We start from the raw sequence: 13,521 nt of genomic DNA, 5'->3' as shown, positions 1-13,521 counted from the left end.
CTTGTACATACAAGCTCAGCAATTACTATGCCAGTTTCATTAATACATTATAACCATATGATTTATATTTATTTTAACCATATTATCGCCGTGTGGCCGCCGCCGTCCGCGCGTTGCCTTGCACCAATATAAGGCAGGATGCACTGCAATAAATCATCGGGAAAAGCAGGCCGCGAGCGTTGTTGTATAGACATATACAGACACCATATCTGGTGTAGACTCTGTAACAAACCCTCTGAAAAGGTTAACGCTGTGTCTGAGTATCAAAGATTATCGGCAATGATTCGCCTCGCCAGCGACGAACCCGCCCCGCTGTATCAGCAACTGAAACAGGGCATTATCAATCTTATTCGCCGCGGCCACTGGCAACCCAACCAGCGCGTGCCATCGGAAAGTGATCTGGTGAGTGAACTGGGCGTCAGCCGCATGACCATTAATCGTGCCCTGCGCGAGTTAACCACCGAAGGCTATCTGCTGCGTTTACAGGGGGTTGGCACCTTTGTCGCCGAGATCAAAGCTTTCACCCCGATGCTGGAGGTGCACAATATTGCCGATGAAATTGAAAATCGCGGCCACCGTCATACCAGCGAGGTATTGCTGCTGCGTAGCGAACAGGCAACTGCCGCTACCGCCCAGGCTTTCGGGCTGGAGATTGGCGCGCTGCTGTTTCGCTCGCGCATGGTGCATTTTGAAAATGCGTTGCCGGTACAGCTGGAAGATCGGCTGGTGAATCCGCAGGTGGCGCCGCTGTATCTGGCGCAGGATTTTACCCGCAGCACGCCGTTTGCCTATCTGACGCAGATTGCGCCACTCACCGCCGGCGAGCATGTGGTTGAGGCGGTAAATGCCAGTGCGGAAGAGCAGCGGCTGCTGCATATTGACACCACCGAACCCTGTCTGCAGATTCAGCGTCGCACCTGGCATCATCAGGCGGTGGTCACCTCGGCACGGCTGCTCTATCCGGGCGCACGCTATAAAATGTTTGGTCGTTTTCAGCAACAAAGCTGAAGCAGTATGGGAGGCACCCGGCCTCCCCAACCGCAGTTTACGCGCGTTTGTGCTGTTGTGCCCCCTGCTCCAGCATGCTGTCAATTAACTGTTTTAACAGCGGCTGCAATTCTGCTGCCCGATCGCCGCGCCAGCCAAACGGCGGCTGCTCATCCATATAATTACACTGTGCCAGCTCCAGCTGTAACGCATACTGCTGTGCCGCCGGCTGGCCGTAAGCACGGGTAATATAACCGCCCTTAAAGCGTCCGTTGAGCACCCAGCTGAAACGTGACTGTGCGGCGCAACAGCGGGTAAAGGCCGCGCTCATCTCCGGGCTACAGCTCTCGCCGCCATTGGTGCCAAGATTGAGATCCGGCAGACGGCCATCAAACAGGCGCGGGATCACCGAAGCAATCGAGTGGGCATCGAACAGCAATACATAGCCAAACTGCTGTTTCAGCCGGGCCAGCTCCTGCTGAAGTTTGTCGTGATAAGGCGTCCACAGTTGCCGCAGGTAGCCCTGACGTTGCTCTGCGCCGGGTGTCATACCCGGCTTAAACGTCGGCGTACCGTCAAACAGGGTTTCCGGATACAGCCCGGTGGTGGCGGTGCTATACAGCGGCTGATCATCCGCCGGACGGTTAAGATCGATAACAAACCGCGAATAGTTGCCGACCAGCAGGCTGGCGCCCATCTGTTGCGCGAAATCATACAGTTGCGGAATATGCCAGTCGGTATCCGGTAAACCGCGCGCAGCATCACTGAGCCCGGCTTCAACTTCAGGCGTCAGTGCGGTACCGGCGTGGGGAATGCTGATCAGCAACGGCAGCGTGCCGGCTGAGAACTGATAAGGGGTCATTGCGCTTCTCCTCGATAGATAACCTGACAGGGCAGTTGTCCGCCCAGCCAGTAAACTAACTCCGCCGGACGTGCCAGCGGCCAATGGACGAAATTGGCGACTTTACCGCTTTCCAGCGTGCCGTGGCTTTTCTCCAGCCCCAGCGCTTTCGCACCGTTGAGGGTAACCCCCGCCAGCGCTTCTTCCGGGGTAAAACCAAACAGCGTGCAGGCCATATTCAGCATTAAGCGCAGCGATAATGCCGGTGAGGTCCCGGGATTGGCATCGCTGGCCAGCGCCATCGGCACCTGGTACTGACGGAACAGTTCCACCGGCGGACGCTGCGTTTCGCGCAACAGATAAAAAGCGCCCGGCAGCAGTACCGCCACCGTGCCATGTTGCGCCATCGCCTGCACATCACTTTCGCTGGCATACTCAAGATGATCGGCCGATAACGCATTAAAACGCGCCGCCAGCGCGCTGCCGCCGAGGGATGACAACTGCTCGGCATGCAGTTTTACCGGCAGACCCAGTTCGTGGGCGCGTGCAAATACCCGGCTAACCTGCGCCGGAGAAAATGCCAGGTGCTCACAAAAGGCATCAACGGCATCCGCCAGTTGCCGCGCTTTGACCTCAGGTAACAGACGCTGACAGATAATATCGATCCAGCCATCAGGATTATGTTTAAATTCCGGCGGGAAGGCGTGCGCCGCCAGGCAGGTAGCCTGCACATCGGCCGGGATCTGTTGCGCCAGCAGGCGGATAGCCTGCAACATGCGCAGTTCACTCGCTTCATCGAGACCATAGCCGGATTTGATCTCCAGCGTGGTGACCCCTTCCGCCAGCAGACGATCGATACGCCAGCGTGCGCTGCTGACCAGCTCATCCAGCGACGCCGCGCGGGTGGCGCGCACCGTGGAAATAATCCCGCCGCCGCGGGCGGCAATCTCGGCATAGCTGACGCCATTCAGGCGCTGTTCAAACTCGGCGCTGCGATCGCCGCCAAATACCAGATGCGTATGGCAGTCGATCAGTCCGGGCGTAATGATGCCGCCGCCAAAATCCGTGCGCTCGCTGGCCTGAATCGCCGCCGCCTCTGCGCGCGCGCCGATCCACACGATCTGCCCGTTAGCGACCGCCATGGCGCCATCAGCGATCAGGTTATACTGGCCGTCACGCATGGTGACCAGATCGGCCCCGTACCACAAACTGTCACACTCTAATTTGGCTGCCATCTGCTCTCCCCGTCTGTCGTACCATTTACAGAAACTGCTAAAGTATGTATATGTATATACAACCACATAGCCTGAGGATCAACCATGTCGAGTTATTTTGCGTCGCGCGCACTGCTGGCCACCGGCTGGAAACACGCGGTACGTATTGAAGTCGATGCGCTGGGTGTTATCTCCAGCATCAGCGACAACAGTGAGGCCGCCGGGGCCATCACCCTGCCCGGTAGCGTGATCCCGGCGATAGCCAATTTGCACTCGCATGCCTTCCAGCGCGCCATGGCCGGACTGGCCGAAGTGGCGGGCGATCCGCAGGATAGCTTCTGGACCTGGCGCGATTTGATGTACCGCATGGTGCAACGCCTCTCTCCGCAACAGGTGGGTGATATTGCCCGGCATCTGTATATCGATATGCTGAAAGGCGGTTATACCCAGGTAGCCGAATTCCACTATTTGCATCATGACCTTAACGGTGCCCCCTATCCGCAGGATGAAATGCTGCAGCAGTTGATCGCCGCGGCGGAGCAAGTCGGTATCGGTCAGACGCTCTTGCCAGTGCTGTACAGTTATGCCGGTTTTGGCGCGCAGCCGCCGCAGGCCGGGCAAAAACGCTTTATTCAGGATGCGGAGCGCTATCTGCGTCAGCAGGAAAATCTTAGCGCCCTGCTGCAGCACAAGCCGCTGCAGAATCAGGGGCTCTGTTTCCATTCGCTACGGGCGGTATCACAGCAGCAAATGGCAGAGGTACTGGCCGCCAGCTCCGCGTCGCTGCCGGTACATATTCATATTGCCGAACAGGAGAAAGAGGTCAATGACTCGCTGGCCTGGAGTGGCGAACGCCCGGTTAACTGGCTGCTGGACCGCTTTGAGGTTAATTCGCGCTGGTGCCTGATCCATGCCACCCATCTCGATCAGGGAGAGATCGACCGCCTTGCGCGCAGCGGCGCGGTAGCCGGGCTGTGCCCCACCACCGAAGCCAACCTTGGCGACGGTATTTTCCCGGCCAGCGACTATATTGCGCAGGGCGGCCGTTGGGGCATTGGTTCCGACAGCCATGTTTCGCTGGATGTGGTCGAAGAGCTGCGCTGGCTGGAGTATGCCCAGCGCCTGCGCGATCGCCGCCGCAACCGCATCGTTAACCCACAGCAAAACTCGGTGGGCGACCTGCTATATACTCAGGCCGCGGCCGGCGGCGCGCAAGCCTGTGGCGTCAATATTGGCACGCTGGCGGTGGGGCAGCGCGCCGACTGGCTGGTGCTGGAGCAGGATGGCTGGCTGGACAGCTGCCCGGACCACGCCCTGCTGAATCGCTGGCTGTTTGCCGGTAACCGTTCGCAGATCCGCGATGTCTGGGTCGCCGGTAAACAACAGATCGCCGCAGGTCAGCATGCGCTACAGGCAGAAAGCGATCGCCGTTTTGCCGCCGTGATGAAGGCGTTGCAATGATGAATTTCTACCAGACGGCGACACTGCCGGTCAGTAAATGGCGCAACGGCGGCGGCGAAACCCGTGAAATCGTCAGCTTTCCACCGGACAGCGGCGAGTTTGGCTGGCGCGCCAGCATTGCCACTATCGCCGCCAGCGGCGACTTCTCGCGGTTTCCCGGCGTTGATCGGGTGATCACCCTGATTGAAGGCGAAAAGGTTGAACTGCATACGCCGCATCGGCCGCCGCAGGCGCTGCTGCTGAATCAGCCATTTTGCTTTCGCGGTGAGGAAGCGATACGCGCACAGCTATTCGGCAACGCCAGTCTCGACTTTAATATTATGACCCGGCGTGAGCAATTCAGTGCCAGGGTGGTCGTCAGCAGTACGGCGCAGCGCAGTGAGATGGGCGTGTGCTGGGTGATTGCCGGGGAGTGGCAGGCGGGCGAAAAACGCTTGTCGCGCGCGGAGGGCGCCTGGTGGACGGAAATCGGTGATGCTATCACTCCACTTTCTGCCGGTGCCTTACTGTTATTTGCCGATATTCGCGGTTAGTGCCATACATTGGTACGGGCCACCTTAATGCGACCCGTACCGCCTTAGCCATGCCCTTTAAAACGCCCCAGCAGCTTATAGCGTGAGCCGGGATAGAGCAGTTTGGCGTAGGTAACGATTTTCGCATCGCTCCAGGTCTGACGGCGGATCAACAGACAGGGTTCATGTTCATCCAGCGCCAGATGCTTACGCTGGCGCATATCCGGCAGTACCGCTTCGACAATATGCTCACCGGCGGTCAGCGGCGCCACATGCATCAGATAGGTGTAAGGCGTTTGATTAGCGTAATCCTGTTGCAGATAATCCGGCGCCATTAACGGATTCACCAGCCGATCTTCCAGCTGTACCGGCAACTCATTTTCATAATGAATAATCAGCGAATGGAAAATCGACTGGCCGGTGGCCAGCCCCAGCACCGCCGCCTGCTCCGGATCCGCTTTTATTTCGCTGAGTGAGAGGATTTTGCTGCTGTGTTTATGGCCACGCTGGGCGATCTCTTCGGCGATATTATGCACTTCCAGCATTGCGGTATAGCCTTTGGTCTCGGCGACAAAAGTGCCGACCCCCTGCATACGGATCAGATAGCCTTCGCTGGTCAGTTCACGCAGCGCACGGTTGATGGTCATGCGGCTGACGCCCAGCCGGTTCACCAGCTCGCTTTCCGACGGCACCCGCTGATTCGCTTTCCACACGCCTTCACTGATCTGGCTGACGATCGCCTGTTTGACTCGCTGATAGATCGGCGCAGGCTGATCGCTCATGGCTGCTGCGAGTTGCGAAATGGCAGTCTGCTCGACCATATGAGAAATCCTTAATAAACGTAATAACATCAGTTTACTGGTTGGCAGCGCAAATGTATATACATCTGAATTGTGCAGTCATGCCCGCATAATGTGCAACCGTTGCCTTATGCTGGTGCAATTTCCTGCTGTGAACCCTGCCAATGCCCCTGACAACCCGCGCCTGGCGCCAAATCGGTTTTGTGATCGGGTTGGCACAGTGATTGCTTGGTTGTATAGACAAGACTATACACTTATGCTTCACTTAGTATAGTTCAACATTTACTTAACCTGTTGCTGATGCCAGCAGCCGGTGAGACCCGGCAATGTCCGGGTTTTCTCTTCGCAGAACTTGTATAGACAGGAGTATACTATGTCGCTCAGTACGCAAGAATGTCGTCTGATACCCGGTGCGGTTGATCTGGCGATGCTCAACGCCATTTACCATGGCGGCGTAACCCTCCGGCTTGATGACGGCGCGCGTGATGAAGTGCTGAAAGCACACGATACCGTCACCGCCATCGTCAGCTCGGGCAAGGTTACTTACGGCATTAACACTGGCTTTGGCAAACTGGCGCAAACCACCATTCCGGCAGAACGTCTGGCCGAATTACAGCGCAATCTGGTGTTGTCGCACAGTGTGGGTCTGGGCGATCTGTTGCCGGATAATGTGGTGCGTCTGGTGATGGCGACCAAAGTTATCAGCCTGGCCCGCGGCCACTCCGGGGTGCGTATCGCCCTGATTGATGCGCTGATTAGCCTGTTTAACGCCGGCATCATGCCCTGCATTCCGGAAAAAGGTTCGGTCGGCGCCTCCGGCGATCTGGCGCCGTTAGCGCATCTGTCATTAATGCTACTCGGCGAAGGCGAAGTACGCGTTAACGGTGAACTGATCCCTGCGGTTGACGGCCTGAAACTGGCCGGACTGGAGCCGTTTGTCCTCGGCCCGAAAGAGGGACTGGCACTGCTGAATGGCACCCAGGTCTCCACCTCGCTGGCGCTGCGCGGCCTGTTTGAAGCGGAAAAAGTGTTTGCCGCCGGACTGGTGGCCGGTGCGCTCTCCCTGGAAGCGATTAAAGGCTCGATTAAACCTTTCGACAGTCGTATTCACCAGGCGCGCGGCCAGAGTGGACAAATAGCGGTTGCCGCGGCGGTCTCTGAACTGCTGGCAGGCAGCGAAATCCTTGATTCCCATGCCAATTGCGGCCGCGTACAGGACCCCTACTCAATTCGCTGTGTGCCGCAGGTAATGGGCGCCTGCCTTGATAACCTCAACCACTCCGCCCGCATATTACAGATTGAAGCCAATGCCGCCTCGGATAACCCGCTGGTGTTTCCGGACAGCGGCGAGGTGATCTCCGGTGGTAACTTCCATGCCGAACCGGTGGCATTTGCCGCCGATATTATCGCGCTGGCGGTGGCGGAGATCGGCGCCATTTCTGAACGTCGTATGGCGCTGCTGTTGGATACCGGCCTTTCCGGCCTGCCGCCATTCCTGGTCAATGACGGCGGCGTCAACTCCGGCTTTATGATTGCCCAGGTCACCGCCGCGGCGCTGGCTTCAGAAAACAAATCGCTGGCCCATCCGGGCAGCGTCGACAGCCTGCCAACCTCCGCCAATCAGGAAGATCATGTCTCCATGGCGACCTATGCCGCACGTCGCTTAGGCGACATGTGCTTTAACACCGCCGCCGTAGTGGGGATAGAAGCGATGGCGGCAGCACAGGGGATTGATTTTCATCGTCCGCTGCAAAGCTCGCCAATGATTGAACATGAGATGACACGGCTGCGTAAGCGCGTCGCCTTCCTCGATAAAGATCGTCTGATGGCGCCGGATATCGAACAGATGCGCCTCTGGGCAAGCAGCGACAGCTGGCCAGCGCATATCGCCGCCCTGCTGCCAGGCCACACACGCTAAGCCAACCTATTCAGGAGAAGGAAATAATGAGTGAATCCCTAAGCCAGGCCGTTGCCCGTGAAGTCCGCGCCCCGCACGGTAATGAACTGCACTGTGCCAACTGGCTGATCGAAGCCGCGTATCGCATGATCCAGAATAACCTTGATCCCGATGTCGCCGAACGCCCGGAAGATCTGGTGGTATACGGCGGCATTGGTAAAGCGGCGCGTAACTGGGAGTGCTTTGAGCAGATCCTGCGTTCGCTGCGGGCTTTACAGCCGGAAGAGACCTTGCTGGTACAGTCCGGCAAACCGGTTGGTGTGTTCCGCACCCATGCCGATGCGCCACGCGTACTGATTGCCAACTCCAACCTGGTGCCGCACTGGGCAACATGGGATCACTTCCACGAGCTGGATAAAGCCGGGTTGATGATGTATGGCCAGATGACTGCCGGTTCATGGATCTATATTGGCGCGCAGGGCATTGTGCAGGGCACCTATGAAACCTTTGTCGAAGCGGGACGTCAGCATTACAACAGCGATCTGAGCGGCAAATGGATCCTGACCGCCGGACTGGGCGGCATGGGCGGCGCGCAACCGCTGGCCGGGGTTCTGGCCGGCGCATCGGTACTGGCGGTAGAGTGCCAGGAGTCACGTATCGACTTCCGTCTGCGTACCCGCTATCTCGATTATAAAGCCTTCAGCATTGATGAAGCGCTGCAAATGATCGCCGATGCCAATAGTGAAAAACGCGCCATCTCCGTAGGTCTGCTGGGTAATGCGGCGGAAATTCTGCCGGAACTGGTAAAACGCGCCAAAGCCGGCGGGATGAAGCCGGATATCGTCACCGATCAGACTTCCGCTCATGACCCGATTAACGGCTATCTGCCGATCGGCTGGGATACCGAACGCTGGGCCAGCGAGCGTATCAGCGATGCGAAAGCGGTAGAGAAAGCCGCGCGGGCATCGATGGCGGTCCATGTACAGGCGATGCTCGATTTCTGTCATATGGGGATCCCTACCGTTGACTACGGCAACAATATCCGTCAGGTGGCGCTGGATGAGGGCGTCAAAGACGCCTTTGATTTCCCGGGCTTTGTACCCGCCTATATTCGTCCGCTGTTTTGCGAGGGCAAAGGACCGTTCCGCTGGGTGGCGCTCTCCGGTGACCCGGAAGATATCTATAAAACCGACGCTAAACTGAAAGAGCTGTTCCCGCACCATGCCAGCCTGCACCGCTGGCTGGATATGGCGCAGGAACGCATCGCCTTCCAGGGTTTACCGGCGCGGATCTGCTGGCTGGGCCTTGGCGAACGCCATCTTGCCGGTCTGGCCTTTAACGAAATGGTGCGCAATGGCGAACTGAAAGCGCCGATCGTGATTGGTCGCGACCATCTCGACTGCGGCTCCGTGGCTTCGCCGAACCGCGAAACCGAAGCGATGAAAGATGGCTCCGATGCGGTATCCGACTGGCCGTTACTCAATGCCCTGCTGAATACCGCAGGCGGCGCCACCTGGGTGAGCCTGCATCACGGTGGCGGCGTCGGGATGGGCTTCTCGCAACATGCCGGGATGGTTATCGTTTGTGACGGCAGTAAAGAGGCCGACGTGCGTCTGTCACGCGTGCTGTGGAATGACCCGGCCACCGGCGTTATGCGCCATGCGGATGCCGGTTACCCGCTGGCGCAATCCTGTGCGCAGCAGCATCAGCTCAATCTGCCAATGGTGAAATAGCCCAGCCGCTGACAATTGCCACACTTTCCTCACGGGCCGGCACTGGCCGGCCCGTTGCTTCGGGGGTTTTATGCTCAGCAACACACTCCACTCTTTAGCACGCAAGGATGTGCTGGAACTCGGCGTGTACAACGCCGGGCTTTCAGATGAAGCAGTAAGAAAAACCTGGCAAGTGGAGACCATTTCCCGCCTCGCCAGTAATGAAAACCCGTTAGGCGCCAGCGCCAGAGTGCTGGAAGCGCTAAACCACAGCAATCAGCGCAGCGCCATCTATCCCGATGCCGCCAGCAGCGAGCTGCGAGCTGCGCTGGCAGCGCAAACCGCGATTGCCGCCGACTGCATTGCCATCGGCAACGGCTCGGAAGAGCTACTGAAGTTACTGTGTCTCGCCTTTGTTAATCGCGGTGACCGCGTCGTCACCCTGCTGCCCTCTTTTGGTCTGCATCAGATCTATCCACAGCTGATGGGCGCGCAGGTCGATCTGGTGGCGGTTAATCAGCAGATGGAGTATGACCTTCCGGCATGGGAAAGCGCACTGGCGGCGCCGGCAAAACTGGTGATCTTCAGTAATCCCTCCAACCCGGTGGGCTGCATGCTCGATCGGCGCGGCTTTCAGCGCCTGATTGACGCCGCGCCACAGAATGCGCTGCTGGTGGTGGATGAAGCCTATTTCGAATACTGCGCCCAGCGGGAAGATTACCCGGACAGCCTGACGCTGCTGCGCCAGCAATCACGCCCGTGGATTGTGCTGCGTACCTTCTCCAAAGCCTATGGCCTTGCCGGTTTACGCATCGGCTATGGTCTGGCCAGCGATCCGCTGCTGGTGGATCTGCTAAATCGTGTGCGCACGCCGTTTAATATCAATCGCGCCGCGCAGGCCGCCGCCCTGGTGGCACTCGACGATCAGCAACATGTGCGCGACAGCGCCGCCTGGGTAGTTGAGCAACGCCACTGGCTGGCGGCAGAGCTGAAACCGCTGGTGCGGCAAATCGCGCCGTCGGAAGCCAACTTTCTGTTTTTCCGCGTCGCCGGTGACGGCGCTGAGCTGGCGAAAAAACTGTTAGCCTTTGGCATTATTGTGAAACCCTGGCTGGAACCCGGCTACCGCGACTGGGTCCGCGTATCGATAGGCAGCGCGGCCGATAACCAGCGTTTTATCACCGCGCTCAGGCAGATACTATGATCCTTAACCTTAACGACTGGCGCCAGCAGGCAAAACGCGTACTGCCCGCCTTCGCCTTTAGCTACGTCGATGGCGGCGCGGAAGATGAGATCACCTTGCGGCATAACCGTGAGGTCTTTGACCGCTGGCAGTTTGTGCCGCCGGTACTACAGGATGCCAGCCAGCGCGATCTCAGCCTGCAGCTTGGCAGCGAAAAACTCAGCGCGCCGCTGTTGATTGCGCCGACCGGTTACAACGGCATGCTACGCTACCAGGCCGATCTGATGCTGGCGCGCGCCGCGCGCAAAGCCGGTATTACTTATATTCAGAGTACCGTATCGACAGCAGCGATGGAGGAAATTGCTGCTGACGGTAGCGGTAACCACTGGTTTCAGCTGTATGTGTTAAAGGATCGCGAGGTTACCAGCGACCTGCTGAAGCGGGCGCGTAAAGCCGGTTGCAGCACGCTGGTGGTCTCCGTCGATGCGGTGCATTTTGGTAATCGCGAGCGCGATAAACGTCATTATCGCCGCCCAATGAAACTCTCCGTTCCCAGCCTGCTGAATGTCGCCACCAAACCTGGCTGGGTGTGGCGTACGCTGAAACCACAGGGCATGCCCGGTTTTGGCAATCTGCAGCCCTATCTGCCGCCGCAGTATCAGCGCGGCGTCGGCGGCGCGAGCTATTTCGCCGCGCAGATGGATACCCGGCTGGACTGGCAGACGATTAGCTGGCTGCGCAGCCAGTGGCAGGGACCACTGTTGATTAAAGGGATTCTGACGGTAGCAGATGCACAGCAGGCGATGGCCAGCGGCGCACAGGGGATTGTGCTGTCTAACCACGGCGGTCGTCAGCTGGACGGCAGCATCAGCCCGCTGCTGATGCTGGCAGAAATCCGCGCCGCATTGGGCGCTGCCGCCACGATTTTAATCGACAGTGGTTTTCGTCGTGGCAGCGAGGTGGTGAAAGCACTGGCGCTGGGCGCCAGTGCGGTGCTGATTGGCCGCCCGCTACTGTATGCGGTGGCGGTTAGCGGCGAAGCCGGCGTGGAACAGGCGTTATCGCTGTTGCGCGCCGAAATCGACCGCACCATGGCGCAGCTCGGTTGTACTCATCTGGCGCAACTCGGGCCGCATTTGCTGCGCCAGCGCTGATTGGCTGAGTACTGGCCGGTTAAGCTGGTCAGTACTCAGATCGACGCTAAATAGCCGCCATCGACGTACAGTACCTGTCCGGTGATATAACGCGCGGCATCGGAACAGAGAAAAATCGCCGCGCCGGTCAGATCCTCCAGCTCACCAAACCGGCCCAGCGGAATTTTCGCCAGCATCGCCGTGCACCATGCGCGGTCCTGATAAAACACTTCAGTCATATCGGTGCTGAAATAGCCCGGACCAATAGCGTTGACCCGGATCCCCAGCGTAGCCCACTCGCTGCTAAGCGTATGGGTCAGGCCGACCAGACCGGATTTTGACGCGCCATAGGCTGCCGCGCCGGGGACGCCCACCTTACTGGTCAGGGAACAGAGATTAACTATCGCACCACCGCCGTTAGTAGCCATCAGCCGCGCGGCGGCCTGCGCGCAGAAAAATGCCCCTTTCAGATTGGTATCGACAATCCGCTGCCACAGCGCTTCATCCACCTCCAGCGACGGACAAATCTGCTCGGTTCCGGCGTTATTGATCAGAATATCCGGCGCATCCAGCGTCGCAAAGGCGGCACGGATCCGGTCAGGTTGCGTCACATCCAGCAGAATACCGCTGGCGGTAACATCAATCTGCCGTAACTGCGCCACAGCAGCATCCAGCGTCGACTGTTGCCGGCCGCTGATAATGACCTGTGCCCCGGCCTGCGCCAGCCCCGCGGCCAGCGCAAAGCCAATGCCGCGCGTACCGCCGGTAATCAGCGCCCGTTTGCCGGATAATGAAAAGCGTTGCATCGTCGCATTCATGGTTGCACCCAGGATTTTAACCAGCGGCTATTGCCGGCAAGCAGATCAACATAGGTTTGCGGCAGCTCATCCAGCGCGACAGCAGGCGCCGTCAGCGTCGCCAGTTTATCCGCCAGTTGCGGCAACAGTGCCAGTGCCTGACGCTGCTCGTCGGCAAATACGCTGCAGCCGACCAGAGCGATCTCACGCTCCACCAGCGTATTAAAATCGAAGTCGGCGTGGTGATGAAACAGTCCAACCAGCGCAATCCGCCCGCCGGCAGTGATCTCCGTCACCAGTTGCTGCAATACATGGCTAATGCCGGTCGCTTCCACCGCATAGTCAAACTCCCCCAGCGGCTGTAGCGGGATTAAATCCGCCAGCAGCTGAAAACGTGCCGGATTAGGTTCTGATAACTGCACCTGACAATGCGCCACTTCATGTAATAACAGCGCCGTCAGGCCGCCAATAGTCCCGCCGCCGGCCACCCGCACCCGCGCACCGGCGGGAATGCGCAGCTGATTCACCACGCGCAGCGCTACCCCCAGCGGTTCGCTAAGTACCGCTACCGCCGGTGGGATATCCGCCGGGACTTTCAGCAGCCCCTGAGGCGGCAAGACGACCTGTTCGGCAAAACCACCATCACAGACTTCGCCGACAAAACCCAGCCGGGTACAAAGATTAAAGCTGTGGCGCTGGCAGGCAGGACATTCACCGCACCAGACGCGGGAATCGGCTACCACCCGATCGCCCGGCTGAAAACCGGTCACCTCAGCGCCCACTTCCAGCACTTCGCCACAGAGTTCATGGCCCGGGGTCACCGGCAGTTGAGCCAGCCATTTTCCGCTGCGATAATTATGCAAATCGGAACCGCAAATCCCCGCTGCCAGCACTTTCAGACGCAGCCGATCGGCGGCCATTTCAGGCAGCGCCACCGACTCAACGCGCAGATCGCCAACGCCATATAAGCGTACTGCTTTCATC

12 protein-coding genes are annotated in these 13,521 nt (G+C 58.7%); 7 read left to right on the top strand and 5 right to left on the bottom strand.

Annotated elements, in window-relative coordinates; genetic code table 11:
* The first annotated feature begins 252 nt into the window (after positions 1-252).
* A complete protein-coding gene (hutC, locus tag JWF83_RS12965; protein WP_413650635.1) occupies positions 253-1,008 on the top strand; it encodes a histidine utilization repressor in 756 nt (251 codons plus the stop codon).
* Positions 1,009-1,045: 37 nt separating this feature from the next.
* Here the strand turns inward: hutC (JWF83_RS12965) and hutG are convergent, their stop codons facing one another.
* Both hutG and hutI read right to left on the bottom strand, forming a co-directional pair.
* A complete protein-coding gene (gene hutG / locus JWF83_RS12960; RefSeq protein ID WP_413650634.1) occupies positions 1,046-1,849 on the bottom strand; it encodes an N-formylglutamate deformylase in 804 nt (267 codons plus the stop codon).
* Positions 1,846-3,063: an imidazolonepropionase gene (gene hutI / locus JWF83_RS12955; RefSeq protein ID WP_413650633.1), complete on the bottom strand. Its 1,218-nt coding sequence runs from the start codon at positions 3,061-3,063 to the stop codon at positions 1,846-1,848. The genes hutG and hutI overlap by 4 nt, the downstream gene beginning before the upstream one ends.
* A gap of 84 nt (positions 3,064-3,147) precedes the next feature.
* Here hutI and JWF83_RS12950 point away from each other — a divergent pair, with 84 nt between their 5' ends.
* Complete coding sequence (locus JWF83_RS12950; protein ID WP_413650632.1) at positions 3,148-4,503, top strand: formimidoylglutamate deiminase; 1,356 nt, start codon at positions 3,148-3,150, stop codon at positions 4,501-4,503.
* Positions 4,500-5,036, top strand: coding sequence for a HutD family protein (locus JWF83_RS12945; protein ID WP_413650631.1), 537 nt, complete (start codon positions 4,500-4,502; stop codon positions 5,034-5,036). The genes JWF83_RS12950 and JWF83_RS12945 overlap by 4 nt, the downstream gene beginning before the upstream one ends.
* Before the next feature lie 44 nt (positions 5,037-5,080).
* Here the strand turns inward: JWF83_RS12945 and hutC (JWF83_RS12940) are convergent, their stop codons facing one another.
* The gene (gene hutC, locus JWF83_RS12940; RefSeq protein WP_413650630.1) at positions 5,081-5,836 is read right to left on the bottom strand and encodes a histidine utilization repressor; all 756 of its coding nucleotides are present in this window, start codon (positions 5,834-5,836) and stop codon (positions 5,081-5,083) included.
* A gap of 352 nt (positions 5,837-6,188) precedes the next feature.
* On the opposite strand from hutC (JWF83_RS12940), the gene hutH reads away from it, so the two are divergent.
* The 4 genes from hutH (at position 6,189) to JWF83_RS12920 (ending at position 11,761) form a co-directional block, all read left to right on the top strand.
* Entirely contained in the window at positions 6,189-7,733 is a 1,545-nt protein-coding gene (gene hutH / locus JWF83_RS12935; protein ID WP_413650628.1) for a histidine ammonia-lyase, read from the top strand.
* A gap of 26 nt (positions 7,734-7,759) precedes the next feature.
* On the top strand, positions 7,760-9,445 hold the full coding sequence (gene hutU, locus JWF83_RS12930; RefSeq protein WP_413650627.1) for a urocanate hydratase: 1,686 nt from the start codon (positions 7,760-7,762) through the stop codon (positions 9,443-9,445).
* A 70-nt stretch (positions 9,446-9,515) separates the two neighbouring features.
* A complete protein-coding gene (hisC, locus tag JWF83_RS12925; protein WP_413650625.1) occupies positions 9,516-10,628 on the top strand; it encodes a histidinol-phosphate transaminase in 1,113 nt (370 codons plus the stop codon).
* Positions 10,625-11,761, top strand: coding sequence for an alpha-hydroxy acid oxidase (locus JWF83_RS12920; RefSeq protein WP_413650624.1), 1,137 nt, complete (start codon positions 10,625-10,627; stop codon positions 11,759-11,761). The genes hisC and JWF83_RS12920 overlap by 4 nt, the downstream gene beginning before the upstream one ends.
* Before the next feature lie 35 nt (positions 11,762-11,796).
* Here the strand turns inward: JWF83_RS12920 and JWF83_RS12915 are convergent, their stop codons facing one another.
* Positions 11,797-12,558 carry an SDR family NAD(P)-dependent oxidoreductase gene (locus tag JWF83_RS12915; RefSeq protein ID WP_413650623.1) on the bottom strand — a complete coding sequence of 254 codons (762 nt, stop codon included), beginning with the start codon at positions 12,556-12,558 and terminating at the stop codon, positions 11,797-11,799.
* Positions 12,555-13,520, bottom strand: a complete 966-nt coding sequence (locus tag JWF83_RS12910; RefSeq protein ID WP_413650622.1) for a zinc-dependent alcohol dehydrogenase — start codon at positions 13,518-13,520, stop codon at positions 12,555-12,557. The genes JWF83_RS12915 and JWF83_RS12910 overlap by 4 nt, the downstream gene beginning before the upstream one ends.
* Between the last annotated feature and the right edge of the window lies 1 nt (position 13,521).

This window comes from Pantoea sp. B65, from assembly GCF_047308185.1.
In the GTDB taxonomy this organism is placed as follows: domain Bacteria; phylum Pseudomonadota; class Gammaproteobacteria; order Enterobacterales; family Enterobacteriaceae; genus Erwinia.
Note: the sequence above shows the minus strand (reverse complement) of the source record. Positions and strands in the feature narration are given on the sequence as shown.

What these genes read in the sequence shown, in the direction of transcription:
- JWF83_RS12915 (WP_413650623.1), bottom strand. Translation starts at nt 12,558, where the DNA reads ATGAATGCGACGATGCAACGCTTTTCATTATCCGGCAAACGGGCGCTG.
- hutG (WP_413650634.1), bottom strand. Translation starts at nt 1,849, where the DNA reads ATGACCCCTTATCAGTTCTCAGCCGGCACGCTGCCGTTGCTGATCAGC.
- JWF83_RS12950 (WP_413650632.1), top strand. Translation starts at nt 3,148, where the DNA reads ATGTCGAGTTATTTTGCGTCGCGCGCACTGCTGGCCACCGGCTGGAAA.
- hutH (WP_413650628.1), top strand. Translation starts at nt 6,189, where the DNA reads ATGTCGCTCAGTACGCAAGAATGTCGTCTGATACCCGGTGCGGTTGAT.
- hutC (WP_413650630.1), bottom strand. Translation starts at nt 5,836, where the DNA reads ATGGTCGAGCAGACTGCCATTTCGCAACTCGCAGCAGCCATGAGCGAT.
- hisC (WP_413650625.1), top strand. Translation starts at nt 9,516, where the DNA reads ATGCTCAGCAACACACTCCACTCTTTAGCACGCAAGGATGTGCTGGAA.
- hutU (WP_413650627.1), top strand. Translation starts at nt 7,760, where the DNA reads ATGAGTGAATCCCTAAGCCAGGCCGTTGCCCGTGAAGTCCGCGCCCCG.
- JWF83_RS12945 (WP_413650631.1), top strand. Translation starts at nt 4,500, where the DNA reads ATGATGAATTTCTACCAGACGGCGACACTGCCGGTCAGTAAATGGCGC.
- JWF83_RS12910 (WP_413650622.1), bottom strand. Translation starts at nt 13,520, where the DNA reads ATGAAAGCAGTACGCTTATATGGCGTTGGCGATCTGCGCGTTGAGTCG.
- JWF83_RS12920 (WP_413650624.1), top strand. Translation starts at nt 10,625, where the DNA reads ATGATCCTTAACCTTAACGACTGGCGCCAGCAGGCAAAACGCGTACTG.
- hutI (WP_413650633.1), bottom strand. Translation starts at nt 3,063, where the DNA reads ATGGCAGCCAAATTAGAGTGTGACAGTTTGTGGTACGGGGCCGATCTG.